Origin of the sequence: Methanoculleus methanifontis, assembly GCF_030464365.1 — an archaeon.
GTDB lineage: Archaea > Halobacteriota > Methanomicrobia > Methanomicrobiales > Methanoculleaceae > Methanoculleus > Methanoculleus methanifontis.
Genome location: NZ_VCYI01000005.1, coordinates 120,088 through 146,399, shown reverse-complemented (window position 1 = coordinate 146,399; position 26,312 = coordinate 120,088). Strand labels below are relative to the sequence as shown.

Annotated in this window: 22 protein-coding genes; 6 read left to right on the top strand and 16 right to left on the bottom strand. The window is 62.1% G+C overall.

The features are described 5' to 3' along the window. Nucleotides 1-474: 474 nt before the first annotated feature. From FGW20_RS05500 to FGW20_RS05490, 3 genes are read right to left on the bottom strand one after another with little or no spacing between them, the layout of a single operon-like run. Nucleotides 475-2,484, bottom strand: coding sequence for a DEAD/DEAH box helicase (locus FGW20_RS05500; RefSeq protein ID WP_301677087.1), 2,010 nt, complete (start codon nt 2,482-2,484; stop codon nt 475-477). Then, nucleotides 2,481-3,290, bottom strand: a complete 810-nt coding sequence (locus FGW20_RS05495; protein WP_301677086.1) for a DUF7839 domain-containing protein — start codon at nt 3,288-3,290, stop codon at nt 2,481-2,483. The genes FGW20_RS05500 and FGW20_RS05495 overlap by 4 nt, the downstream gene beginning before the upstream one ends. Then, on the bottom strand, nt 3,274-3,786 hold the full coding sequence (locus tag FGW20_RS05490; RefSeq protein WP_301677085.1) for an ArsR family transcriptional regulator: 513 nt from the start codon (nt 3,784-3,786) through the stop codon (nt 3,274-3,276). Before FGW20_RS05490 ends, FGW20_RS05495 begins: the two co-directional genes overlap by 17 nt. A 57-nt stretch (nt 3,787-3,843) precedes the next feature. Between FGW20_RS05490 and hypF the strand changes: the two genes are divergently transcribed. Next, complete coding sequence (gene hypF / locus FGW20_RS05485; protein WP_301677084.1) at nt 3,844-6,051, top strand: carbamoyltransferase HypF; 2,208 nt, start codon at nt 3,844-3,846, stop codon at nt 6,049-6,051. A 292-nt stretch (nt 6,052-6,343) separates the two neighbouring features. On the opposite strand, the gene FGW20_RS05480 is transcribed toward hypF, so the two are convergent. The 9 genes from FGW20_RS05480 to FGW20_RS05440 all read right to left on the bottom strand — a co-directional run bounded on the left by FGW20_RS05480 (nt 6,344) and on the right by FGW20_RS05440 (nt 14,300). Then, nucleotides 6,344-8,047 carry an RNA-binding domain-containing protein gene (locus FGW20_RS05480; protein WP_301677083.1) on the bottom strand — a complete coding sequence of 568 codons (1,704 nt, stop codon included), beginning with the start codon at nt 8,045-8,047 and terminating at the stop codon, nt 6,344-6,346. A gap of 415 nt (nt 8,048-8,462) precedes the next feature. Continuing rightward, nucleotides 8,463-8,783: a 50S ribosomal protein P1 gene (gene rpl12p / locus FGW20_RS05475; RefSeq protein WP_301677082.1), complete on the bottom strand. Its 321-nt coding sequence runs from the start codon at nt 8,781-8,783 to the stop codon at nt 8,463-8,465. Between the two features lie 28 nt (nt 8,784-8,811). Further along, the gene (locus FGW20_RS05470) at nt 8,812-9,840 is read right to left on the bottom strand and encodes a 50S ribosomal protein L10 (RefSeq protein WP_301677081.1); all 1,029 of its coding nucleotides are present in this window, start codon (nt 9,838-9,840) and stop codon (nt 8,812-8,814) included. Beyond that, nucleotides 9,840-10,481 (bottom strand): 50S ribosomal protein L1, encoded by a 642-nt coding sequence (locus FGW20_RS05465; protein ID WP_301677080.1) that lies wholly within the window; start codon nt 10,479-10,481, stop codon nt 9,840-9,842. The genes FGW20_RS05470 and FGW20_RS05465 overlap by 1 nt, the downstream gene beginning before the upstream one ends. Before the next feature lie 51 nt (nt 10,482-10,532). Then, complete coding sequence (locus tag FGW20_RS05460) at nt 10,533-11,009, bottom strand: 50S ribosomal protein L11 (protein ID WP_301677079.1); 477 nt, start codon at nt 11,007-11,009, stop codon at nt 10,533-10,535. A gap of 188 nt (nt 11,010-11,197) precedes the next feature. Continuing rightward, nucleotides 11,198-11,671 (bottom strand): transcription elongation factor Spt5, encoded by a 474-nt coding sequence (locus tag FGW20_RS05455; RefSeq protein ID WP_301677078.1) that lies wholly within the window; start codon nt 11,669-11,671, stop codon nt 11,198-11,200. Nucleotides 11,672-11,676: 5 nt separating this feature from the next. Next, on the bottom strand, nt 11,677-11,886 hold the full coding sequence (locus tag FGW20_RS05450) for a protein translocase SEC61 complex subunit gamma (protein WP_301677077.1): 210 nt from the start codon (nt 11,884-11,886) through the stop codon (nt 11,677-11,679). Between the two features lie 6 nt (nt 11,887-11,892). Continuing rightward, on the bottom strand, nt 11,893-12,990 hold the full coding sequence (gene ftsZ / locus FGW20_RS05445; RefSeq protein ID WP_301677076.1) for a cell division protein FtsZ: 1,098 nt from the start codon (nt 12,988-12,990) through the stop codon (nt 11,893-11,895). Then, a complete protein-coding gene (locus FGW20_RS05440; RefSeq protein WP_301677075.1) occupies nt 12,987-14,300 on the bottom strand; it encodes a D-aminoacyl-tRNA deacylase in 1,314 nt (437 codons plus the stop codon). Before FGW20_RS05440 ends, ftsZ begins: the two co-directional genes overlap by 4 nt. A gap of 93 nt (nt 14,301-14,393) precedes the next feature. Between FGW20_RS05440 and FGW20_RS05435 the strand changes: the two genes are divergently transcribed. From FGW20_RS05435 to FGW20_RS05425, 3 genes are read left to right on the top strand one after another with little or no spacing between them, the layout of a single operon-like run. Next, on the top strand, nt 14,394-14,576 hold the full coding sequence (locus FGW20_RS05435) for a hypothetical protein (protein WP_301677074.1): 183 nt from the start codon (nt 14,394-14,396) through the stop codon (nt 14,574-14,576). Next, nucleotides 14,573-15,775, top strand: a complete 1,203-nt coding sequence (locus tag FGW20_RS05430) for a molybdopterin molybdotransferase MoeA (RefSeq protein WP_301677073.1) — start codon at nt 14,573-14,575, stop codon at nt 15,773-15,775. Before FGW20_RS05435 ends, FGW20_RS05430 begins: the two co-directional genes overlap by 4 nt. Continuing rightward, nucleotides 15,769-17,679: a molybdopterin biosynthesis protein gene (locus FGW20_RS05425; RefSeq protein ID WP_301677072.1), complete on the top strand. Its 1,911-nt coding sequence runs from the start codon at nt 15,769-15,771 to the stop codon at nt 17,677-17,679. The genes FGW20_RS05430 and FGW20_RS05425 overlap by 7 nt, the downstream gene beginning before the upstream one ends. Here the strand turns inward: FGW20_RS05425 and FGW20_RS05420 are convergent. After that, nucleotides 17,606-18,088 (bottom strand): TIGR00725 family protein, encoded by a 483-nt coding sequence (locus tag FGW20_RS05420; RefSeq protein WP_301677071.1) that lies wholly within the window; start codon nt 18,086-18,088, stop codon nt 17,606-17,608. The genes FGW20_RS05425 and FGW20_RS05420 overlap by 74 nt on opposite strands. A 554-nt stretch (nt 18,089-18,642) precedes the next feature. Here FGW20_RS05420 and ileS point away from each other — a divergent pair. After that, complete coding sequence (ileS, locus tag FGW20_RS05415) at nt 18,643-21,816, top strand: isoleucine--tRNA ligase (RefSeq protein WP_301677070.1); 3,174 nt, start codon at nt 18,643-18,645, stop codon at nt 21,814-21,816. On the opposite strand, the gene FGW20_RS05410 is transcribed toward ileS, so the two are convergent. Both FGW20_RS05410 and FGW20_RS05405 read right to left on the bottom strand, forming a co-directional pair. Further along, complete coding sequence (locus FGW20_RS05410; protein WP_301677069.1) at nt 21,799-22,533, bottom strand: tRNA(His) guanylyltransferase Thg1 family protein; 735 nt, start codon at nt 22,531-22,533, stop codon at nt 21,799-21,801. The two genes, ileS and FGW20_RS05410, sit on opposite strands and share 18 nt — an antisense overlap. Before the next feature lie 32 nt (nt 22,534-22,565). After that, nucleotides 22,566-22,829 (bottom strand): PRC-barrel domain-containing protein, encoded by a 264-nt coding sequence (locus FGW20_RS05405; protein ID WP_261596342.1) that lies wholly within the window; start codon nt 22,827-22,829, stop codon nt 22,566-22,568. 52 nt (nt 22,830-22,881) lie between these two features. On the opposite strand from FGW20_RS05405, the gene FGW20_RS05400 reads away from it, so the two are divergent. After that, complete coding sequence (locus FGW20_RS05400; protein WP_301677068.1) at nt 22,882-24,018, top strand: CBS domain-containing protein; 1,137 nt, start codon at nt 22,882-22,884, stop codon at nt 24,016-24,018. 591 nt (nt 24,019-24,609) lie between these two features. Here the strand turns inward: FGW20_RS05400 and FGW20_RS05395 are convergent. Then, nucleotides 24,610-26,259 (bottom strand): radical SAM protein, encoded by a 1,650-nt coding sequence (locus tag FGW20_RS05395; protein ID WP_301677067.1) that lies wholly within the window; start codon nt 26,257-26,259, stop codon nt 24,610-24,612. Between the last annotated feature and the right edge of the window lie 53 nt (nt 26,260-26,312).

Here is a 26,312-nt window from a genome sequence, read left to right as displayed (position 1 = left end):
GAGGGTTTTGGGCTGTACCCGGCCGGGGTTTGAGGAGCCAGTGAACCTACAGTGATGGTTGAGAATACTGCAGTGCTGTTGATCGCCAATAGACCTGTTGAGACAAGAGAGTCCCAATACAGTGGACCGTGGTGGCTATCGCCACGTGGGGGTGGGGCTGACGGGGAGTGCGATGTTCCGACAGGAACGGAGCACGAGAAGGCCGAAGGCCTTTGAGGGGGGAGCATCCCCCCTCCCCTGTCTCCACGTCGGAATGAATGTCTGTAACCCCCACCCCACCCGCGCTTCGCGCTCCTCCCCCGCCCCGAGGGGCGGGGGCAGTGCGTGGCGATATCCGGTGGAAATCCGTACATGGGCTTTGCGATGTCACGAAACGTGAAACCAGGGGACAAGGACTCTTGAAGAACACAAATAAATGTGGTTTTTTGGAGGGGGGTTTCCAGGCGGGTTCCCCGGAAACCCTGAGAAAAAAACCTACGGCGTCGTCTCCTCAGCGCACTCGAGTTCCGCGACGATCTCGGCCGCATCGTCCATGCGCCGGACGAGATCCATGATCTCCATCAACCGCTCGGCGCCGATGAAATGTTCGGCCATCACCCGGGCCGTGTCGGTGAGTTCGATCCGCCCCGCCCGACGCCGGACCAGCCCGTAGTCGAGGAGCGTGGGGAGGGCGGGCTCCAGTGTCCCGACCATCGTGTGGGTCATCCTGATGATCTGCTGCTCGTCGCCGTTCGAGACCACGGCGTTCGCGACGAACTCCTCCGTGCTCTGCTCCATGTCGTACTCGGGCGCGACCTCCTCCATCTCGCCGCGCAGGAGGCCGACGGCGACCTCCTCCTCGGTCTTCCCGGACTTCCGGGAATAGGATCCGCCGGGCTCCGCCAGGATGACCACCCGGCCGAGGTCGTGGAAGTCCGGACGGCCCGCCCGGCCCATCATCTGGTGGAACTCCTGGACGGTGAGCCACTGGATGCCCATCGCCAGGGCGTCGAAGATCACCTGGGATGCCGGGAAATCGACGCCTGCGGCAAGCGCCGCCGTGGTCACAACGGCAGAGATCTCCCCGTTCGCGAACCGCCGCTCCACGTCCCGGCGTTCCTGGGAAGAGAGGCCCGCGTGGTAGGGAGCAGCCTTCTTGCCGAGAGCGTCGGCGATGACGTGGCAGCGGGCGCGGGAGTTCGTGAAAACGATCGTCTGGCCACGATAGCCCTTTGACGACCGTATCTTGTATTCCTCGACGGCCATCTGCTTGATGAAGTTGATCTTCTTGCTTCGCTCGACGAAGATGAGGTGGCGTTCGAGCGGAACCGGCCGGTCGGCGTAGCGGACAAGGTTTGCCCGGAGTTTCTCCGCAAGCAGCCCGGGAGCTCCGATCGTGGCCGAGAGGTAGAGGAACTGCGCCTCGGGAGCGACGTGCTTGAGCCGGGCGATCAGCCCGTCGAGACGGTGACCGCGCTCCGGGTCCTCAAGCATCTGCACCTCGTCGATGACGACGGTTCCGATGTCCTTCAACGGCCGTCCGGTTCGGAGAGCATGGTCGATCCCCTCGTAGGTTCCGACCACCACGGGAGCGTTGACGTCCCGAACCCCTGCGGCCCGGGTCTCGGGGAGGTTGAGGCGGCTCACTCCGGTCTGCAGGGTGACCCGGACCAGGTGACCGTAGCGGTCGCGGAACCGCTGGTATTTCTGGTTCGCGAGCGCGACCAGCGGAACCAGGAAGAGCGTCCTCCCCCGGCCTTCGAGGAAGTTCTTCATCCCGGCCATCTCCCCGATGAACGTCTTGCCGCTCGCGGTGGCCGCGACGACCAAGAGGTGCTGCCCTTCGAGGAGGCCGTTCTGGACGGCGAGCTGCTGGACGGGCATCAGGTACTCCACCCCGGCGGCCTTTGCAAATGCGGGAGGGAGCGGGAGTTCAGTGATATGGGCGGTCTTCTGAACCTCGTGCGCCTCGAGCCGGTCAAAGAGCGTCCGCTTCCGGTCGGGGTGCTCGGGACCCACCGACGCCAGCACCCGGTCGAGATCACGGACCTGAGCGAGGAGTTTCTCCAGGTGGACGAGCACCGAGCCGCCGAACTTCCCCAGGTAACCGAGCTCCCGGCGCATCTCGCGCTTTGCACACTCCATGCAGATCCACTCGCCGCCGTACCGGACGCCGGTTGCCTTATTGACCGGGACGAACCGGTCCTCGATCTGGCAGAACCGGCAGATATCGATCCTCGACGACGGGATCTGGAGATCGGCGAGGAACGACTCGAACTCCGGGCTCTTTGCCGCAAGAAGCACTGAAGAGCGGCGCAGCAGTGCGATGAGGTCCCGGGTCGGGGTGGGCTTGAGCTGTTTTCCGCGTCGGCGCATCTTGAAGTTCTTCGGCCGGTGGCCCTTCGGGGTCGCGGTCAGATCGACGAACCCTGAACCTTTGACGCGGCCGCCTTCGACGAACAACAGTTTATACGTGCCTTTCTGAGGCTGGACGATGACGTTCATGACGGGATCAGGTCGTGGATTGTGTAGGTGAGCCCCACCGTCTCCAGACGTTTGAGGAAATCAGTAAACTCCTCATCGACGATAAGAATTGCGCACTCCCGACCATGAAACGCCGCTTCGACGACACCTTCCCTTGAGCCAAAGAACATATCCGGCTCGATGCCCGCCTTCCTGAGGGCCACGTAGGATTCGAGGCCGACGGCGCCCACCATCTCGGCGTCCCGGACGGCCTCCCGGAGGAGATCCGGGCTGACCTGCCGGGATCCGCCCCGCTCCACCCGCGGCACCTTGCAGACGTGAATAGTCCCTTCTTCGTGCTGGATGATGCCGTTCAACTGGGCCACCCCGAGGTCTTCTCCCGGTGCCGCATCCATGGTCGCGAAGCCGGTGGCACTCTGTTCTTCTTTCGTTGCATAGAGCCACCCGTCCCGCATGAAGACACCGACCGTGTCTCCCTTCCGGATTTCGTCCCGGGCGATGGCCGTCCAGACCGCCACCTGTTGAATGACGTCGCGGTTGATGTGGCGGGCGTAGGCTTCGAGTGCCTCGGCGTGATGCAGGACCCACTCGATCCCGCTCTTCGTCACCTCGTAGCGCCCCCGGCCATGAGCAGTGACCAGCCCTTCGTCCACCAGTTCCCGGATGTACTCGGAGACAGCCTGAGGCGTCACGCCGAGTTTCGCGGCGATCTCCTGCTGGCGGACGGCCGGCTGGTGTTCGGCTATCTCTACGAGAATCTGGAATCGGGTGGCCTCCCGTTTGCTGCGCAGGATGACGTAAAGAGGGTCGTCAGTGAAGTCGGTCAAGCAGCACCATTCCCTGCCCTTTCACGTCGAGACCGGGGATCCTCTTTGCCAGTCCCTTGATGAAGATGGGGCTGACCCCGTATTTTCGGGAGATATCACCGATGGAGGAGGTTCCGGCCACGATCTCTTGCTGCACCGAGTCCACAATCGTGCGGAGGCTCTCGTCGTTCGAGATGGCGATGTGCAGGAGATCTCCGATATCCCCCATGGAACACTGGAAACTGGCGCGGAACTTGCTGTATGTCGCGCGGTACTCCTTCATCGGCTTTTCTCCGGGCTTGGGCATCCGCCACTGCTCTTCGATCAGGTTCCCCTTCTTGAGGATAGAGAGGCACTCGGTCACCGTCGAGGGGCCGGCATGCGCCGCCAGATCTTCCTCGGTCAACCAGGCCTTGTTCAGGAGTTCGTAAATCTTTTTATAGTCAGCATTATTGAACGTTATGAGAAGAGGAACCAGCTCCACTGGGTCGTTAAGAATTTTAATATGTCCCGTCACTGCGATACCCTATTGTTATATGGTGGTATAACTCCATAAATTTTTGCTGAAATCTCAATGCGTACCAGTGGCACAATCATCATCCGGGGCATCGTCCAGGGAGTCGGATTTCGTCCCTTTGTCTATGCAAAAGCGCGGGAATTCGGGATCACGGGGACGGTCAAAAATCTCGGGAGCGAGGTCGAGATCCATGCATCCGGGGACTGCTTCGAGGAATTTTTGGAGGCTGTTTCTAGAGGGACGCCACTATCTCAAATCGATTCTGTAGATGTCCGAAATCTGCGCGGCGGGCAGGCCGAAGGGTTTACCATCCTCGAGAGCAACTCCGGGAGCCTCTCGGGGTTCATTCCGACCGACGTCGCCATCTGCGACGACTGCATCGCCGATATTTTCACGCAGGGCGGCCGATACGAGGGTTACTGGGCTACGTCCTGCGTCAACTGCGGGCCCCGGTACAGCATCATCAACACCATCCCCTACGACCGGGAGCGGACGTCGATGGCGGAGTTCCCGGCCTGCCCTGCCTGCGAGAGCGAATACACCGACCCGTCGTGCCGCCGTCATCACGCTCAGACGATCGCCTGTGCGGCCTGCGGGCCGGGTCTTGCACTCCTCCGGGCCGACGGAACACCGGTGGCGGGGGATCCCATCCGGGAAGCGGCGGCCCTCCTCGACGCAGGCTCGATCGTCGCCATCCGTGGGATCGGGGGATTTCATGTCGCCTGCACCGGGGAGGCGGCAGGGATTCTGAAACGCCGCCTCGGGCGGACGGAGCAACCCCTCGCGGTGATGGCAACCGCAGAGGAAGTTGAACGGATCGCGGTCATCTCGGACGAAGAGCGGGCGTTTCTCCACTCCCGGGAACGACCGATCGTGGTGCTCGAAAAGCGCGATCCCGCGTCCCACCCGACGATATCAAGCCTCCACACCATCGGGTGCATGCTCCCCTACACCGGGCTGCACCACCTCCTCTTCGCGAACCTCGCCCACCCGCTCCTCGTGATGACGAGCGCGAACCTGCCGGGCTACCCGATGATCACCGATCTCGATACCGCGCTTGAACGGCTCCCGGGGCAGGTTGACTACATCCTCACCCACGACCGCCGGATCGTCAACCGGTGCGACGACTCCGTCGTCCGGGACGGCTACATCATCCGGCTCTCCCGCGGCCTCGCCCCGAAACGGGAGGCGATCGACCTCGGCAAAGGATGCATCCTCGGCGTCGGCCCGGAACTGAACGCGAACATCTCCATCTACAAAGGCGGTTTCTGCATCACCTCCCCCCACGTCGGGAACGTCAGGAACCCCCAGACGCTCGCCTACCTGCAGGAGACGGCTGAACGGCTCGGCGGGCTCACCGGCGCCCGGTACGACCGGGTTGTCCACGACCTCCACCCGCAGTTCCTCTCGACCCGTTACGCGAGGGAGGTTGCCGAAGCGGTCGGGGCGGAGCTCCTCGCCGTCCAGCACCACCGGGCGCATATCGCCGCCACGACCCGGGAGGAGTGCGTCGGGATCGCGATCGACGGCGTGGGCTATGGCGACGACGCCACGATCTGGGGCGGCGAGGTGTTTGCGGGAGAGGTCCCCCACCTCGACCGGGTCGCCCACCTCGAGGTCGTCCCGATGCCGGGCGGCGACCTCGCTACCCGGTTCCCGGAGCGGATGCTCTACGGCATTCTCCCGACATCTGGGGTGAGGGATCTCCTTGCATCACGGGGCTGGAGCGATATCGAGCTTGCCGTCCTCGTCAGGCAGGTGGAGCGGGGCCTGAACGTCGCCGCGACCTCGAGCACGGGGAGGGTGCTGGATGCCGCCGCAGCCCTCCTCGGGATCTGCCGGGAGCGGACCTACGACGGGGAGCCGGCGATGAAACTCGAGTCGTCGGCGCATGCCGGGAAACCCTCGGCCTGGGACCTCGAATTCCTGCGGGAAGGCAGGTGCGAGGTTCTCTCAACCCGCGCGCTCCTTTCTGAGGCATACCGGCGGTCCGTCGCAGGGGAGCGGGTCGAAGATCTCGCTACATCAATCCAGCACAACCTCGCCCGGGGTGTCGCCGCGATGGCCGTCAGGGCGGCAGAGGAGCGGGGGATTCCGCGGGTGGCGCTCTCGGGCGGGGTGGCGTATAATAAGGCGATCCGGGAGACGATCCGGGACAGCGTGCTCGCCGCCGGGCTTGAATTCGTCATGAATAAGGACTATCCGCTCGGCGACGGGTGCATCAGCTTCGGGCAGGTTGTCTACGGGGGGAGCGTGGAGGAGTGAAGGGGGAATCCGGGGATGCCTGAAGGATGGATACGGACTGAGATGGATAGGATGAAGGCCCTGAGCGTCACTGATTTTGCAGAAATTTAACACTCCCTTTGTCCACATCTTTCGGTTAGGAGTAATTCTGGTGCAATGTACGTAATCAGATGTAATTTGATATAATTTGATGCAATTTGATACAATCTGATGCAACCGCAGTTAAAAATTACACAAGATCCAGCCTCAATCTAACAAAAAATGGCAGGACATCTGAGATCATTTCTACAATCATCTACAATCCATTCAACAATCATGCATCATGCACCTGATCAGGGACAAGAACCCACTTTGCAGCTTTAGTCCTCCCAATAGGCATTATTGTCCCATCTTTGCGCATCTCCTGAAGTAGATCCCTGATGAAATGATGTTTCTGTTCCTCGTTCAGCGCATCTGAGACCTTGTCCAGCAGCAGGTCTTCAATCTCCGCTCTGTTTGCCTCATGGTAGGCCTTTAGGTACGCAACCACCAGACTCTTGAAATGCGCCCTGTCAAACGACCGCTTCCTGATATAATCGGCGCGTGTGTCGGTTTCGGCCGCAACACTCTCCGAAACATAGAGATTCGGATGCCGCCCTTCAATGAGTTTCTTCTTCCGGAGACCGGTTCTTTCTTCAGGCGTGATGGAGTAGCCCTTCTGTATTTTATCGAGAGTAATCACATCCATCAGCGTCAGATCCTTCCGTTTGATGAGCATCCGCGTGTATCTCTCATCAATCACCCGGCCGGGAATTGTGACTTTCACCACCCCGGTTTCACCAAGGTCATAATCAGGCATCGGAAAATTACGATCCCGCTGTATCCGAAACATCCTTTTGATCCCACTGCCGATGGTGTCGATCATCTTCAACTCTACCATCGCGCCAGCAAGAAAGGGATTCCGATACTGGTCCGGTGGCACATCACGCTCGATTACGCTCTGGACAGTTCCCGGAATAAAATCGCCACGATTCGTGAACATCAGGGAATCCGGCCTCTCAGTCACGGTAATGCGGGCAGATTGTGGGTAATCCTGATGGGCGATACAGTTGTGTAGCGCCTCACGGACGACCCAGGGATCGTACTGTGTTACCTCAAGTGGGAACAGCGTCTCCCCCGAAATATGGCGGACAGTAAGGTTTCTGATCTTGCTAAAAATCTTATCGACGGCGAGTATCAGTGGCAGCTCGAAATGGGCGTAGTCGATCTCCACCTCGTCCTTATCCCTGAGAACCCAGGTAATGTGCGCAATTGCTGGTGAAAGAAGATGTGCGGCCTCACTCTTTCCCAGGAGAACTATTGCAGCATTCGTAATCCGACCCTGACGACAGACATGTGCCCTGGCAAGGAACGAAATGTTGTCCCACTCATCCACTTCGCTTGCAAATTCCTGGTGTTTCTCTTTGTACTTTTCCCGTGCAAAGGCAATTGCCTCAGGATCGAGATCCGCAAGAGTGGCTCCCTCACACACCTTTGCCGACCAGTCATCCAGAGGGGCCTGTCTGCGTATCACTTCAATCTCATGGAGGCCAAGAGGTCCGAGTGACTCATGGATACGACCATAGGCAACACTTTTCCATGTTGTCGGGATGCCGCGTGCGGCTGGAGGGATTTCAAACATAATCACTCGCTTCCCATCGATCATGAGTTCATGAATGGCGGAACATGTCATTTGGTGATTCGTATGCCGTGCAATCTCCTCTTTGAGGCGGTCAAGGCCAGATGGAGTGAGCCGATAGTTTGAACCGATAATCTCTCTGGGCAGTTTGTCGGTGACACCAAAGATAAGCCAGCCTGCAGGCTTTTCGTTCAGGTTGGCTTCATTGCTCAATGCTGAGAAGTATTTTCCAATTTTATCGAAATCATAGTTATTTTTTGCTTCCTTGAACTCGATCCACTCGGTCTCGGCTGGAAGACACATTATCTCCCGCAATTGAACATTCATATCTCCAGACATTGCCCCTGTTTCGTCGATCACGTTACGCTGCAAAGTTCCAACCTGCGTTGTGGGTTGTCAGGGATATATTCGGTAAGGAGGTTCTGTTCAGTCGATAATTTCTCATTAACGCTCTTATCCGCAATTCATCCCGGCAAGGTTGGTGAATACCAATAAGTAGCCTCTGACCGAAATAAAATCTTGGATCGGCATTTCTGAGGGGCTTCCCGGACGAAGGTGCAACGATCAATGCAGGAAAAATCAGCCCGACATCTCAACCAATATCACCCGTATAAACCTCTTTCCCAACTCATTTTCGGAACAGACCGCCTAAACGAGCCATCCCCTGTAGCCTGCGATTACCGGGTAATCTGCTAAAGGAGATACCGCTCAACGAGTGACTACAGTGAAACAAAGTTCGATAAAACACCGGCCAACTACCGGCGAAAAAAAGGGTTTAGCCGAAGAGGGCACCGAGACCGGCCATGCCGCTCTCTTCTTCCTCTTCCTTCTTGCCCTCTTCCTCGGCCTCTTCCTCGGCTGCGGGCTCGGCGGCGGCTGCCGGGGCAGCGGCTGCGGCGGGGGCAGCGGCGACGGGCGCGACGGCGGCCTTGCTGATGGCCTCCTCGATGTTCACGTCCTCGAGTGCGGCGACGAGCGCCTTCACGCGGGCGTCCTGGACCTCGACACCGGCCGCGTTCAGGACAGCAGTCACATTCTCTTCAGTTACATCCTTGCCTGCGTTGTGCAGGAGCAGTGCAGCGTAGATATACTCCATAGTTCATTCACCTCTTTTTGAAATGATATTAGCCGAAGAGGGCGCCGAGACCGGCCATGCCGCCCTCTTCATCCTCTTCCTTCTTCTCCTCTTCCGTCTCTTCTTCCTCGGCCTTATCCTCGGCTGCCGCCGGGGCTGCTGCCGCGGGTGCCGCAGCGGTCGCAGCCGATGCGGCTTTCAGGGTCGCCTCATCGAGCTCGAACCCACGGCCCTGTGCCGCGAGCGCGATGGCCAGCATCTCGCGCTGTGCCCGCCCGATGATCAGGTCGACGATGTCCTTCTCGTAGATGCTCGCCTCGACGCCCACGTTCCGGGCCTCGCTCACCGCCTTGCTGATGATGGCCGCGGCGGTAAGTTTGGTCGGGATGACGGCGTTGACCGAGAGGTTGAACGCCTGCTGGGCCGCGAGCACGATGTTGTTCGCGTAGGCTTCCTCATCGATAGCGAGAAGATCCGGCGTGAAGATAGTCTCCCGGTAGTATGCGGCCTGCAGAATGAGGCCGACATCCATCGGCTTGACGCCGAGTTTCACGAGAGCTTCGGCAACCTTCTTGTTGATGACCTCGCCCTTCTTCACGACCGTCTTCGTCTCGCGAATCTTGACCTTTCCGCCCTCGATAGCCGCGGGAATGCCCACCTGCTGGAGCTCGCCCACGATCGGGCCGGGCTTGAAGCTGGTCGGACCCTTCGGGATGACGATATCCTCGGGAGCTGTCTCGCCGGGCTTCGCTGCCATCTTCGTCTTGGTCTTCTCGAGAAGTTTGAAGAGCTTGAAAGGGTTCTCGTTCGTGAAGATCAGGGCGCTCTGGCCTTCGGCGTGGTCGTTTAAGGTCACGACGCTGCCGCCGAGCTCGTTTAAGGCGTGCTCGATCAGCGTGTTGCGGGCCATCTTCACCCTCACCGTGCCGCGGAGGTTCCGCCGGATCTGCTGGACCTGCGAGGCGGGAATGCCGTACATGTCCACGACGCCGACGAGCGTGTGCTCCTCGATACCGCGCTTGATCTCCTCTACTTCTTCCTTCTTCCACCGGGGCAGGTGGTGCGTATAGAGTGCCATCAGATCACCCTCACTGCCGGCCCCATGGTCGTCTTCACGTAAACCGAGTGGATATTCATCGTTCCGCTCTCCAGGACGGACTCGACCCTGTGAAGGACGGCGTCGATGTTCTCGGCGATCTGCTCGGGCTCCATGCCAGAGGTTCCGACCTTCGTGTGGAAGACCTTCTTGTCCTTCGTCCGGATCTTCACGGAGCTCCTCAGACGCTGAACGATGGGCCGGATATCCATTCCCTGCGTAACCGGCATCGGCATCCGTCCGCGCGGACCGAGCCTGACACCGAGATAACGGCCGACGAGAGGCATCATTGCCGTCTCGGCAAGGAAGAACCGGTACTCACCCGCCACCTTGCGCGCTTCGCGGGGCTCTCCCCCGAGCCGCTCGATCTCCTCAGGTCCGATGATGAGGTCCACATTCACCTCTTTTGCCTGGGTGACAATGTCGCCCTTCCCGAGAACTGCGATCTTGACGTTGTCAAAACCGTTCGGGAGATGAATCGTCTCATCGATACGATTCTTGGGCTGGGACATATCGATATTCCTGAGGTTGACGGTGATATCCACGCTCTCCTTGAACTTCCGTTCCGGAGCCTTCTCCAGCGCCGTCTTCACGGCTTCCTGTATACTGGTTTTATCAACCATCCTTTGCCTCCATAGTACACGACCTCACGATCTTCTATGGTTGTTTGACATCTATGCGACGAGTACGCCGTCGTACTCCCCGTCGTTGACGGCCTGGATCATCTCGCGGGGCTTCTTCCCCTCGACGGTGACACCGACGCTCACGCACGTTCCGAGGACCTCTTTGACCGCGGACTTCAGATCGTACGAGAGCATGCCATCAAACTTCATACGGGCAATACGGACAGCGGCCTCTAGCGGCAGATCTCCTGCCACCAAAGCACCCGGCTCTGTAGACCCCTTTGTGATGCCGGCCTCTTTCATGACGAGCGCCGTCGTGGGCGGAATGCCCACCTCAATCGTGAAGTTCTTCTTATCGTCGACCGTTACCGTCACCGGCACCTGCATGCCGTTGAATTCGGCTGTTTTCTTGTTGATGTCGTCGACGACAGCCTTCACGTTGATACCAAGAGGTCCGAGCGCGGGCCCCAGCGGCGGACCTGCTGTTGCCTTGCCACCGGGTACCAATACCTCGACCGTTTCTGCCATACAAGTTCACCAGCTTATTATTCCTCAGGGGAATAGTTGCCTGGGTTATCTAAGGTCAACGTGAGAGGATTTAAAGTACAGCACCCGGGTGGCACACGGGGCGTGCATGAGCAGGTATACCCGGCAATCGAGAATCGTATTGCCAGTGGGACGCGGCAGGGCAAAAAAGAGTATTAGCGTTGTATTCTTCAGGAAATGTCTTCTGAGCGCTCCACGACGCGAACGGAATCGCCGCGGACGGTGATCGGGATCGGAACCATACTCTCGTAGAGTTCGACCGTGATCTCTTCCTTTCCTGAATCGATACGCTTGACGACTGCTTTCTCACCCTTGAACGGGCCGGCGATGATCTCGACGATGGTGCCCTCGGTGATGCCGCTGACCACCGGTTTCGGTACCAGAAAATGCTCCACCTCGGAGAGGGCCGTCGAGCCTTGAACCACCGCGCGCGCATGGGGGATCAACTCCACCAGTTGCTCAATCCTGGCGATGGAGTCCGGGCTCTCCACGAGGACGTAGCCCTTCAGTTCCTCCGGAACCATGACGGCCATCACGTGGATGTCCTTCTGCTCCCGGGTCACCTTCTCGATGTTGTCGGCAACCGTCCGCTCCTGCTTCGCGGTCGTCTTTATCGCGTATATCCTGTTTTCGCTCTCAACCATATCCATCATTTGGGCAGTACCAGCATGATCTCGTATATGATAAAGCCGACAAGGCCGATGAGCATGATCCCGGCCGCCGCCACGATGGCGATCTTGGTGAACTCGTCGCGAGTTGGCGTCCGTGCCAGTTTCAGCACCCGCCAGTACTTCTTGAAGAGTTCCTCCTCGATCTTGAACGACTTTACTTCATTCAACGTCTCTTTGTAATCCATCATACCGGCTCACTTCAGGAAGTCGATCTCAAACTGTTTCATCATGCGCGGCATACTCTTCTCGTTTCTCCCATATATTTGTGGTGACCGGACGCCGGTGACCACGAGCAGCGTCCGCATCTTGCCCTGCATATCGGGGTCGACCTGGGCACCCCAGATGATGCGGGCGTCGGGATCGATGCGGTCGTAGACCTCCTGGATGACGCCTTCCGCTTCGGACATGGTCATATCAGGCCCGCCGACCACGTTGACGAGGGCCGCGCTCGCCCCGGAGATGTCGACGTCGAGCAGTGGGGAGCGCAGCGCCTTCTTGACCGAGTCGGCGGCTTTGTCCTCACTGTCGCTCTCGCCCATCCCGATCATCGCGACGCCTCCACGCTCCATGACCGTCCGGACATCGGCGAAGTCGAGGTTCACGAGTCCGGGCATCGTAATGAGTTCGGTGATGCCCTTGACCGCCCGCATCAGCACCTCGTCCGAGACCTTGAACGCGGCGTGGAGCGGAAGCCGGGGGACGACTTCGAGTAGACGGTCGTTCGGGACGACGATGACGGTGTCCGCCACCTCACGGAGCCGCTCGAGGCCGGCCTCCGCGTTCTGACCCCGGATAGCACCTTCCACCGTGAACGGCAGGGTGACCACCGCGATGGTCAGTGCGCCCTCCTCCCGGGCGGCCTTCGCGACCACGGGTGCGGACCCGGTACCGGTGCCGCCTCCAAGCCCGGTGGTGATGAAGACCATGTCACATCCTTCGACAGCGCGCTTGATGTCGTCCTCGTTCTCGAGGGCCGCCTCCTCACCAACCTGGGGGATCGAGCCCGCGCCAAGACCACGGGTTCGTTGTCTTCCGATGAGAATCCGGGTTTCTGCAAGCGTCCTGATTAGGTGTTGCGCGTCGGTGTTAAGAGCGATCAGTCGCGCCCCGTTGATGCCTTCATCCGCCATCCGGGCCACCGTGTTCGAACCGCCGCCCCCGCACCCGACGACTGCAATCTCCGTCTGGAGTTCCATGAGGAGGTCTTCAAGATCTTTGTCGACCTCCGTGGGCTCAGCAAAACGCTGTTCCTCTTGCGCCCGTGAAAGTGCTTCTTCTACGATGGATTTCATATGTAATTCTCCAATCCCGGGATATGTATCCGTTTCACGCTGGTTGTCTGCACTGCATCGGGTGTGATCCTTCGCCCCTCGATCTCGACCGCTTTTCCGCCAGCAAGCATGCCAAAGAGCGGCCCTTCGGGGACCCCGTGTCTGTGCGCTTTCTCGGGGTCAAACCGCATCTTCCGGAGGACAAGGTGATCACCGTCGATAACAGCATTTTCACAGATAAGTAAGAGTTTTACACACAGGGTAGTTATATCTCTTGCGAGTCGGGACGACTCGTTTTCAAAGCAGATAAACGTTGATAAAACTCCCCTTGAACCTTCCGAAAGATGAGCGACCGGCATTTCGTCGAGACCGTTGAGAAAACCCGATCTGTCTGATTTGATTGTTTCTTCGATCAACTCAGGGGCAATCCGCACCACGGTGGGGGTTCCCTCTCCTCTAAGATCGTGGATGCGGACGCGTGACCCGGGAGCAATCTCTTCGGCAAGATCCCTGGCCTGGAGGTAGGTTGTCCACGTAAGGCCGGACGCCTCCTGGATCTCCGACTCGGAGAGAAGGGGGAGGGCGGTATCTTCAAGCATCCGCTCGATCCGCCCGGCGTCGTCTTTGGAGAGTGATTTTCTGTCGATGTAGGATGCCACGGCGCCGCTCGCTTCCTGCATCGTCCGGAGGAGTTCGCGATCCACGGCACCGATCTGCCGGGTCGGGACGATGTGCCCGAAGGCGCCCCGGGAGGAGAGGGCGATTCCGGTCTGGCGTACGGCGTAGTGGGTGCCGCCGAAGCCGACGAGGTTGATCGTCTCCTGCGGCTCCGCGGTGAGGATGCTCTCCGCCACCGCCCTTGCAGCGGCAGGATCGGCCCATTCGCTCGCGGCCGACCCGATCTCGACGAAGAGCGAGGGGATCGAGAGTGCCGTCGGGCCGTGGTGCGTCACCTCGTAGGAGACCCGGTAGCCCTCCGGGGCCCGGGCGGCGAGGTTGCCGAGGATTGCGTGCATCCATGCGGGGGCCGCCGGAGCGAGTTTCCCCGGCTCCCCGCCGAGGTCGGCGGCCTCGTAGTTGCCGGTGACGTGTACGGTCAGGGCGGGTGTTGGGTGTACGCTCGAGTGGCGGGATATGAAGATGATGAGATCGGCATCGACCTCCTCGTCGATCCGATCCTGGTGGATCAGCCTTCCTGCGACCTCGCAAAACGTCAGTTCGTGCTGTTCCGCAAGCGGCCACCGTCCACCCGCCGCGAGCAGGGTGTCGAGGTGATGCCTGATGTTTACCCCTGCGGCGTCCTGTTTTGAATTGATCAGCGCGATCCGCATCGGATACACGTGGGTCGCAGGGATGCTAAATGGTAGTGCTTGACTGGTGCTACAGTAAATCCTATCTCCCTGCAGGGGAATCATGTGAGTACTATGGATGAAGATAAGATACGGAAGGCCTTCGAGGCGTACGGCATAGAACATGAAATTACCTGTCCGCAGGCCTTCGAGATATCGGAGAAGTACAGCATCCCGAAGATGGATATCGCCCGGTACTGCAACCAGCGCGAACCGAGAATAAAGATCCGCGGCTGTCAGCTGGGCTGCTTCAAATGAGGCTTTTCCTCGAGGTCGTATCCGTCGCTGAGGCAGTTAAGGCGGTGCAAAGGATCGCACCGGCGCCCGGATGCGAGGATGTTCCGCTCGAAGACGCCCTGCACCGGGTTCTCGCGAGGGATGTCCGCGCCGATATCGACATCCCGGGGTTCGACCGCTCGACAGTCGACGGCTATGCGGTCGCCGCGGCCGAGACCACCGGGGCGTCCGAGGCCATCCCGGCGATGCTCCTGTGTCGGGGCCGGGTCGGGATGGGGAGCGCGGATGCCGGGAGCATCTCTTCTGGCTCGTGCCAGTACGTCCCCACCGGCGGGGCTCTTCCCGTGGGCGCAGACGCGGTGGTGATGATCGAGCACGCCGAGCAGATCGGGGACGACATCCTGGTGCATCGCCCGGTGGCGCCCGGCGAGAACGTGGTTTTTTGCGGCGAAGACTTCGGGGCAGGGAAGGTTGCCCTGGAACGGGGGCGCGTGCTGACCCCCCGCGAGATCGGCGTTGCCGCGGCGATCGGCGCCGACCGGGTCAGCGTGGTGAAGATGCCCCGGATCGGGATCATCTCTACGGGGAACGAACTTGTCCCCGTCGCCGAGACCCCCGGGCCGGGCGAAGTGCGAGACGCGAACTCCTACCTCACCGGCGCCTTCGTGACCGAACGGGGCTGTCATCCGGTATATTTCGGGATCGTCAGGGATGAACAGGCCGTGCTGAGACGGGCGGTCTCTTCTGCGCTTGACCGGTGCGACGCGGTTCTGGTCTCGGGAGGGTCTTCGAAGGACGAACGGGATAACACCGCAGCGGTCGTCGCAGAACTGGGCGAGGTGCTGGTGCACGGGATCGCCATCGCGCCGGGGAAACCCACCATCATCGGGATGGCGCGGGAAAAACCGGTCATCGGGCTCCCCGGCCACCCGGCCTCGGCCTTCGTCGTGCTCGTCGCCGTCGTCGACCACCTGCTCGCGGCGATGCGGCAGACCGCCGTATCCCGGCGGACCATCCGCGCGCGGCTGACCCAGAACATCCCCTCCACCCGCGGGCGGGAGGACTACGTCCGGGTCAGCCTCAGCGCCGGGGAGGCGACACCGGTCTTTGGGAAGTCGGGACTCCTCAACACCCTGGTGCAGAGCGAGGGGCTGGTGCGGATCCCGGCATCGAGCGAGGGATTCGAGGTCGGCGAAGATATCGAGGTGATCCTGTGGTGAAACGTTACCTCTCGGTTATATCGCTCGCGGAGGCGCGGGCACTTGTAGAGTCCTCTTTTTCGGCGGTTCCGGGGGTCGCCCGGATCCCGGTGACGATCGACGCGGTGGGGAAGATCACCGCGGAGCCTATATTCGCCCGGTTCTCGGTCCCCGCCATCCACCTCTCGGCGATGGACGGGATTGCGGTCAGAAGTGCCGACACCGTCGGCGCGAGCGAACAGAACCCGGTGACGCTCCCGGACGCGGTGAGGGTCAATACAGGAAACATCGTCCCGCCCGGCTACGACGCGGTGGTGATGATCGAGGACGTCTGGGTCGGGTCGAAGTCTGACGACTTCTCCCGCTCCGCTCCCGTGGAACGTCGCGACGGCGAGACCTACACCGTCCGAAAGCCGGTCAGCCCCTGGCAGCACATCCGCCCGGTCGGCGAGGATATCGGCGAGTCTGAGATGATCCTCCCGAGGGGGCACCGGATCCGGCCGCACGATCTGGGGGCGCTTGCGAACTACGGTGTCACGGAGGTTGGGGTCATGAACCTCCGCGCCGGCCTGATCCCCACCGGGAGCGAACTCGTGCCGGCGGGCGAAATGCCTCCGCCCGGGAAAGTGGTGGAGAGCAACACCCTGATGGCCGCGTCCGTCCTCGCGGAGGCGGGCGTGGAGACGCACCGCTACGGAATCGTCCCGGACGACAGCGAGATGATCAAGGAGGCCGTCCGGCGCGGCGTCGCGGAGAACGACATCCTGCTCGTCTCGGCGGGGTCGTCCGCCGGAACGCGGGACTACACCGCCGATATCATCGCAGATCTCGGCGAGGTTCTGGCGCATGGGGTCGCCATCAAACCCGGAAAGCCGGTGATCATCGGCAGGATCGAGGAAAAGCCGGTGATCGGCCTCCCGGGCTACCCCCTTGCGGCGGCGACGGTGCTCCGCGAGCTTGTCATGCCCCTCGTTGCCCGCTACGGCCTCTTCGTCCGCGAGCCCGAACACGTCGCTGCCCGGCTGACCACAAGCCTCCACTCCGATATCGGAACCGACGAGTTCGTGCTCCTCTCGACCGGGAGGATCGGCGACCGCTGGGTGGCGGTGCCCCAGTCACGGGGCGCGGGCGTCCAGATGAGCGCGGTGCGGGCGAACGGCTACACGCAGATCCCATCGCAGAAGGAGGGGGCCGAGGCGGGGGAGACCGTGGGTGTCCGGCTCACCGTCCCCCGCGCGGAGGCGGAGGAGGCGGTGCTCGTCACCGGCAGCCACGACCCCGCCCTTGACCACCTGGCCGACCTGGTGCGGCCGCGCGGTGTCGATATCCACTCCACCCACGTCGGGAGCATGGGCGGGGTTATCGCACTGAAGAAGCAGGAGTGCCACGCGGCCCCGATGCACCTCCTCGCCCCCGACGGCACCTACAATACCCATTACCTGGAGCGCTACATGCCGGACGCCGATCTCGTTCTCCTCTGTGTGGCGGAGCGCCAGCAGGGCGTCATCTCCCGCGACGGCCTCGGGTTTGAGGACCTGCCCGGCCGGACGTTCGTCAACCGGCAGAGGGGATCGGGGACAAGGATGCTGTTTGACCACCACCTTGCAGAGCACGGTATCGACCCGGCGTCCATCCCCGGCTACGAGCGCGAGGTGACGACGCACCTTGCGGTGGCGCTTGCCGTCCGGACCGGGGAGGTCGACGCGGGGATGGGCGTCTACAGCGCCGCAAAAGCGCTTGGTCTCGCGTTCGTCCCGGTGGCGACGGAGCGCTACGAGCTCGCGATGCACCACGAGATGCTCGACGACCCGCGGATCGCGGCCCTCATCGAGATCGTCTCCTCAGAGGCGTTCAAGAAGATTCTCCGGGACCTCGGGGGCTACGAGACGGCCGGGACAGGCGTGCTGCGCGAACTGCGAGGATGACTGCTTCCTCGGGCGTGGCGCAGACAAACACCCCCTCTATCTTCCAGGTCGAAAGGCCAAAGACGGGCTTCTCCGTCTTGAGGCTGACTGCGATCTCCGAGAGCGTGCCGTAGCCTCCCCCGACGGCGATCACCGCTTCGGCCGAGTTGACGAGGACGACGTTCCTCGCGTGGCCCATCCCGGTGCGGATGACGACGTCGAGGTAGGGGTTCCCCTCCCCAGTATGCGGGAGGATGCCCACGGTCCTTCCGCCGCCCTCTTTTGCGCCCCTGCAGGCGGCCTCCATCACCCCGCCGAGGCCGCCGCAACAGACGGTCTCGTGATTCCCGGCGATGAGGTAGCCGATGGTCTCAGCCGCTTCATACTCCTCAGCGGAGCAGTCCTCCCTCCCGATGACTGCGATCTGCATGGGGGAGAGGTCGGGGAGCAGGGGATAAAAGGGGTGGGGTGAAGCGAACATGCCTTCGCGGCGTCATGTCTTTCGCGTGAAGCTCCATCGCCCCGTACTGAAAACTCACGCGAAGCCACGAAGAACGCGAAAGGAAGTCGAGGGTTTGACCTCCCGGGGATAGTCTCAAAAATGATAGTGAATTACCGGACCCATTTCAATCCCTATATACGGATTTCAAGGGGATATCGCCACGGACTGCCCCCGCCCCTCAGGGGCGGGGGAGGAGCGCGAAGCGCGGGCGGAGTGGGGTGACGAATGGTATGGAACCCCGCGAGCCGCCTCCCCAAATGGCGATACCCCCACGGTCCAGTGTACCGGGTTTTTCCCCTCGCTTCGCTTACTTCGTCCCCCAACAAGTTCCCCACTTGACCATCCCCCCTCGGGATCGCACGCGGTCACGAGTCGCGCCCTTTCACGGCTTCGCATGAGTCTGCACCACTCCCCATAGTACGAAACACTTTGTCCCCCAACAACAAACGGTACACCACAGTGCTGAATATGAGGGATATAAGGTGAAAGAGGTCACCGGCAGTTATAACCCGCGCGAACTCGAGACGGGAGTCCAGGATTACTGGAAACGGGAGAATACCTATGCACGCGTTCAGGAAGTGCGCAAGGATGGAAAAGCGTTCTTTTTCGTCGACGGGCCGCCGTACACCACCGGCCACATCCACCTCGGCACCGCCTGGAACAAGATCATAAAAGACACCATCCTCCGCTACCACCGGATGCAGGGGAGGAACGTCATCGAGCGGGCCGGCTACGATATGCACGGCCTGCCTATCGAGGTGAAGGTCGAACACCAGCTCGGATTCACCTCCAAGAAGGATATCGAGGATTACGGGATTGCCGCGTTCATCGAGCAGTGCCGGACGTTCGCCGTGACGCACATGGATATCATGAGCGACCAGTTCCGGCAGCTCGGTATCTGGCTCGACTTCGACGACCCCTACCAGACGATCAAGGCGGAGTACATCGAGTCCGCGTGGTGGGCGGTCAAGCGGGCGAATGAACGCGGTCTCCTCGAACGCGGCCACCGGGTCGTGAACTGGTGCCCCCGGTGCGAGACGGCGATCGCCGACTCGGAGGTGGAGTACTGGGACGAGACCGACCCCTCCATCTTCGTCAAGTTCCCGGTCAACGGGCGCGAGAACGAGTACCTGGTGATCTGGACGACCACGCCGTGGACGCTCCCTGCAAACGTCGCGGTGGCGGTCAACACCGCGTTCACCTATGCGCGGGTGCAGGCGAAGAAGGACGGCCACGAAGAGATCCTCTGGATCGCCGACGAACTCGTCGAGTCCGTCCTGAAGATGGGCCGCTACCAGGACTACACCGTCCTTGAGCGGGCGAGCGGCAGCGACCTCGTCGGGACGGAGTACACGTCGCCGCTCGCCGGCCAGGTCCCACACCAGGCGGAGATCCGGCACCGGGTCGTCGCGGCCGACTACGTCGCGCTCGAGAACACCGGTCTCGTCCACATCGCCCCCGGGCACGGGTGGGACGACTACCTGATCGGCCTCCAGGAAGGACTCGAGGTCTTCTGCCCGGTCGACGCCGGCGGGTGCTTCACCCGGGAGGCCGGGGCGTTCGAGGACATGTACGTCCGGGACGCAAACGACCTCGTCATCGAAGCGCTCGGCGACTACCTCCTTGCCCGGCGGACGATCACCCACCGCTACGGTCACTGCTGGCGGTGCAAGACCCCCATCATCTACCGTGCGACCGCACAGTGGTTCCTGAAGGCAACCGAGATCCGCGACTCGATGCTCGAGGAGATCGCGAAGGTGAAGTGGTACCCCGATTGGGCGGGGAGCGCCCGGTTCCACGACTTCGTCGCGGACTCCCGAGACTGGTGCATATCCCGGCAGCGCTACTGGGGCATCCCCATCCCCATCTGGCAGTGCGAGCAGTGCGCCGAGAGGGTCGTCATCGGCACCATCGCCGAACTCGAGGAGCGGTCGGGCACAAAGGTTACCGATCCGCACCGCCCCTACGTCGACGAGATCGTCATCCCGTGCTCCTGCGGCGGGGAGATGCGCCGGGTCGCCGACATCTTCGACGTCTGGTTCGACTCGGCGGTCGCGTCGTGGGCGACCCTCGGGTTCCCCCGGGAGCGCGAGGCCTTCGACCGCCTCTGGCCGGCGGACTTCATCACCGAAGGGCAGGACCAGACCCGGGGCTGGTTCTACTCCCAGCTCGGGGCGAGCACCGTGGCGTTCGGCCGCGCCCCCTACAAGAGCGTCCTGATGCACGGGTTCGCTCTCGACGCCGAGGGGCGCAAGATGAGCAAGAGTCTCGGCAACGTGGTGACGCCTGAAGAGGTGATGAACCAGTTCGGCGTCGATGTCCTGCGGTTCTACGTCCTCTGGGCGAACGCTCCCTGGGACGACATGAAGTTCAACTGGGACAGCGTCAAGACCATCCACCGGACGCTCAACATCCTCTGGAACGTCTACCGGTTCCCGCTCCCCTACATGGTTCTCGACTCGTTCGAGCCGGCATCCGCCGGAGGTCGCTGGGACGACTCGTTCGTCCGGTCGCATATCAGGGATATGCCTGAGGAAGACCGCTGGATAATCTCCCGGGTAAACTCGCTCGCCCGGACGACGAGCGGGGAGATGCAGGAGTACCACCTCCACAGGGTGACGCGGGCGCTTGCCTCCTTCATCCTCGAGGATCTCTCCCGTTGGTACGTCCAGCTCGTCCGGCCGAGGATGTGGCTCGAAGAGGACTCAATGGAGAAGCGGTACGCCTACGAGACCGTCTATTACGTCATGCGCCGCCTGACCGCGCTCCTTGCGCCGTTCACCCCCCATATCGCCGAGGAGATCTACCAGAACCTCCGCCTCGCAGGCGACCCGGAGAGCGCCCATATGCTCGACTGGCCGGCGGCGGACGGCACCCTGATCGACCAGCGCCTTGAGGCAGAGATGGAGATCGTCCAGTCGTTCGACGACGCGGTCGCCACCGCCCGGCAAAATGGGCGACGGAAACTCCGCTGGCCGGTCTCCGAGACGGTCGTGGTCACGGGAAGTAGCGAGGTGAGGAGGGGTCTTGAGGGGTTGAACGACCTCGCCCTGAGCCGGGCGAACACCCGGACGGTCAGGGTCGTCACCGGGACCTGGGACCGGATCCTCTGGAAGGCCGAACCGGTGATGCGCGCGATCGGGCCGGAGTTCGGGAAGGAAGGGCCGAAGGTCAAGGCGCTGATAGAGAACGCAGACGGCACCGCCCTGAAGGCCGCGATCGAGCGGGATGGAAAGGCCCAGCTCGACGGTTACGAGATCACAGAGCGCCATGTCACCTTCGCGGAAGCCCTCCCCGAGGGGGTCTTTGCCGCGCCCATGAAGGACGCGACGGTCTACGTCGACGTCACCCTCACGCCGGCGTTGGAGGCCGAAGGGTACGCCCGCGAGGTGATACGGCGGGTCCAGGAGATGCGCCGCCAGCTCGACCTGAACGTCGACGACTTCATCGTCGCAGCCGTGGGTGTCGCCGACGAGCGGGTGGCCTCGCTGATCGCGACCGAGGAGTGGCAGAAGGAGATCGCCGGCGAGGTGCGGGCGGCAACCCTCACCGTCCGCCGTAGCAGTGAGAGATCGGCAGGGCCCTTCGCCCTCGAGAAGGACTGGGACGTGGAAGGCGTGCAGATGCGGATCGGCATCTCACGCGCCGGTGAGTGACCGGATCAGCGCCTCGCCCTCCGGGGTGGAGAAGAGAGGCGTCTCCTCCGGTTCCCGGATGCAGGTTCTTGCAGCCTGCACAGTCTCCCCCGTAAGGGGGTTATACCCCTCTTTTATGCACTCTTCACGATAGAGGAGCGTTCCCCGCCGCTGCCAGGCCGGCGTCTCCGCCAGGTTGATGCCCCGCTCGAACATCATCTCGTGCAGCGCCCCGGACTGCATCCCCCGGAGCGCCGCGGCAGCCTGACGGGAGGTCATCCCCTCCTCGATCAGCGCGTTCTGGCAGTAGGCGTTGATGTGGTTTCGCCACGCCTCGTTCTGCCGCGAGATCAGGTACTCGACCGCAAACTCCCCCGCCGCGGGGATCGTCCGGGCGTCGAACGCAAGCGGTTCGGCAGACCCGAGTTCGATCGTGAGTTTGCTCGCCGCGACCGCGGCGGTCACGGAGTCGAGTTTCTCCACGCGCCCCGAGAACGGCAGCGTCGGGAAGTAGAGGCTGATCTCGTCGGAGAAGGTGTAGGCGAACGCGGGAGAGAGACCGCTCCCCATGAGGAGGTAGCGGCAGACCGACCGCATGCTCTCGTTGAAGGCGGGATCGAACGGTTTTTTGAGGTTGAGCGCACGTGTCAGGCGGTGGAAGGCTCGGCCGTCGAGCCGGACAAAAACGGGGGGGAAGATCGTGAGGTTCGAGAAGATCTCGCGATCCCCGGTATCCATATTGTATCGACAGGGAGCCCCGGACATCGTGGTCAGTCTTCTTTGGTCGGGGACTTGAAGAGCCCGGGAATGTGGCGGACGATGACGATATCGCCGACACTCTTCACGATGCGGAAGGGTATCTGCAGCCCGGTGTAGCCTTTCACCTCTCCGATCTCGGGGTTGAGCTCGCCGACTGCAAGGGCGTCGATCTTCTTCTGGTCCACGTCGAGTACGACATCGTCAACATTCCCGATAAAGACAGCCCTGTCGGTATAGACGCGTAACCCGAACATCTCTGTGATCTGTGTTCTCATCGGTATCCTCTGAAGGTATATTACTATAAATGATAAAAAGATACTCTTTCTTATGGAAGCGTCGCTACAGATTGGAAACCTGGCCGGAATACCGGTCAAACTGCACTGGAGTTTCCTTCTGGTGATCCCCCTCTTCGCCTGGATCATCGGGAGCCAGATCGTGCTCACGACCGAGTTGATCGCGGTCCTCTTCGGTGTTCCGATCGACATGACGCTGATCACGGCGGGGTTCAACCCCTACATCCTCGGGACCGTCGTGGCGCTCGGCCTCTTCTTCGGCGTCTTCATCCACGAGATGGCCCACTCGCTCATCGCGAAGGCGAAGGGGATCGAGATCCACAGCATCACGCTTCTCATCCTCGGCGGCGTCTCCCAGATGGAGGAGACGATGCCGGACCCGAAGATCGAGCTCCCCATGGCGCTCGCGGGGCCGCTGACGAGCCTTGGGGTCGGCATCGTCTCCTCCGCCCTCGTCTACGTCGTTGCGGCGATCAATCTGGACCCGGGGGTCGCCGGCGTCCTGATCTTCACCTTCGGCTACCTGGGGCTCCTGAACGTCCTGCTCTTCGGGTTCAATCTCCTCCCGGCGTTTCCGATGGACGGCGGGCGGGTGCTGCGGGCATGGCTCGCCCGCCGGATGCCGCTCTCCCGGGCGACCCGGATCGCCGCCGACGTCGGGAAGGGGTTTGCCGTCCTCTTCGGGCTCGTCGGGTTCCTGCTCTTGAACCCGATCCTGATCCTCATCGCCTTCTTCATCTACATCGGGGCGAACCAGGAGGCCACCTCCCTCCGCTACAACATCCTGCTGCAGGACGTCACGGTGGCGGACGCGATGAGCAGTCCTGTAACTACCGTCGAGCCGACGATGCCGCTGCCCCGGGTGGTGGAGATGATGTATGAGACAAAGCACCTCGGTTTTCCCGTGATGGAGCGGGGGTCGCTTGTGGGGATCGTCGCCCTCGCCGACATCCACAAGACCTCGCCGATCGACCGGGAAGCGATGCAGGTGCGCGACGTCATGACCCGGAACCCGACCACCCTCCCGCCGTCGGCGTCGCTCATCGACGCGCTCCGGATCATAACCGGCCAGAACATCGGGAGGATCCCGGTGGTCGCTGATGGCGACCTGGTCGGGATCGTGACCCGGACGGACGTTCTGCGGGTGATGGAACTGCGGGAGAAGGAATGACCAGGCAATCTTCCTCCGGAATGCGACTGCCCGATGGGCAGGATCTGGAGCACCGCCAGGTGCGATTGGCGACCTACCAAAGGTGCGATATACTGAACGACGGGGCTTGAGATGCCTCCCAGCTCCTCAAACTCTCGGTCTTGCAGATAACTGCTTCCTATCAGAACATCGGTTCTCCCGGTGCACGGCTTTCTAGGGGATATCGCCATTGGGGGTAGGGCTGACGGGGAGGGGGGAGCATCCCCCCTCCCCTGTCTCACACTCTTCGGCCATATCACGCCTCAGGCGTTATCCGTCGGCTTTTCCAAGATAGGAGCGCTCTCCTACGTGGGCATCTACAAGCCCCTCCTCAGAAACCCCCCACCACCCGCGCTTCGCGCTCCTCCCGCCCCCCTAAGGGGGGCGGGCAGTGCGTGGCGATACTCCCCGGGAAGCCGTGCATGGTTACTGAACAACGATCCAAAAGAATTTAGGAATTCTAACGTCAATCAAACCCAATTTAAAGAAAATCGGATAGAACCGTCAGAATCCGGGCACCGCAAGGCACCAGCCCACCGCCAAAAGATACAACACCAGACACAAGAGTCCCCCCTAAAACCTCATCACGCCCTCGATCCCCGTCTCCCCCGCAACCTCCCGGAACTCTTCGACGCTTCCGAACGGGCGGCGGGCGGCGATGGTCGCGGCCCTCTTCTTCCCCACCCCCGGGATCCACCGGAGTGCCGCTGCCGGCAGGGTGTTGACCTCGACCGGAGAGGGAAGCGCCGTCACCGACCGCATCCCCCAGTCGACCACGACGGTGTCGATCACCGCCCGTGCCGGGAGTTCGAGCGGGATTCCGACAAGGATGGGATAGGAGCCCATCTGCCGCCCGAACGACGGTTTCCCGGGAACTTCGACGACGACCTCCGAAAGAACGGTGCCGACGGGGAAGACCCGGCGGAGCATCGGCTCGTCGAACTCCTTGCGCGTCCACTCCTTGAAGGAGCGGAACCGGGCATCGTGCTTCCCGAGGGTGTTCTCGGTGTAGGCCTTTGTTCCCTCAAACGGCATCACCTGCCGGATGTTCACCCGCCGGACGAGAAGACCGGCATCGAGCACCCGCCGGAGGAACGCCTCGTTTGCGTCGAACGTCGCCGGCGTCTCCCCCGCGAGGCCGACGATGAAGTTCAGGCCCGGCAGGAGCTCGGGGATGCCGCGAGTCCGCTTCCCCCCGACCTCGTTCACGACCTCGATCGCGCGAAAGACGTCATCCGGCATTGCCTTGAGGTTGTTTGCCGCGACAACCGCGGGATCGGCGGTCTCCATCCCGAAGGACGCGGTGTCGCCGGGGGTGTGGCCGGCGACGATCACCTCGAGCGCCGCCCGTGCCGCGTCCTCGTGGCGGGCGATGGTGCCCGGGTTGATGTTGTCGATGTGCAGGGTTTTCAAGTCCGGGGCGTTCTCCCGGACGGCCGAGAAGAGTTCGGCGAGCGCCTCGGGGCGGGGGACCGGGAACTCCCCGCCGCCGCTCTTGTAGGCGAGGAGATCCGGCTGGCGGCCGAGCCTGAAATGGCGGGCACCCGCCGCATATAGCGCCGCGACCTCCTCCGCGATCCCCTCGATGCTCCGGTAGCGCGGAAGCCCGTAGAACGGTTCGGTGCAGAACGAACATCCTCCGACCGTCGCCCGCGAACACCCGGTCGCGGTCTCGAGCTCGCAGATCACGTAGGGGAATGCCGGGTGCCCACCGATGATCCCGGCGCCCGCTGCGGCCCAGGGGTCGGTCAGGGAGTAATCGCCCGCGCCGGCAGGCTCCCCGCCCAAGAGCCAGGAGTCGAGCGCGACCGCGGGCGATCCGGAGAGCGTGACGTCGAACCCGGCGATCGCCTGCCGGATCGCCTTCTTCCCACCCCCGGGAGCGTAGCCGAAGGCGATCGGCCCGCCGATCGCGGTGGTCGGCTGCCGGAGCAGGATCCCGATCTGCTGGATCTCCGTCAGGGTCGCGGGTCTCCCCCCGATGTATGCTCCCGGCACGGTCAGGCCGGCGATCATCACCACGAGATCGCCGCGGCCGGGCGAGGTGGCAAGGGCGGGATCGGCCCGGACCTGGTCGATCGTGACGTAGCGGGGAGCATAGCCATGCCCGATAAGAACCCCGGCGACCTCCCGGATGTACGGGGAGACGTAGGGCGAAACGCCGAGGCACGCGGGTTCGTCGACGTAGCCGTCGATGATGAGGGCGTTAGTCGATCGCGGCATCTTCGATTTCACCCCTCCCGGGCAGACTCACGCGAAGAGCGCGAAACCGCGAA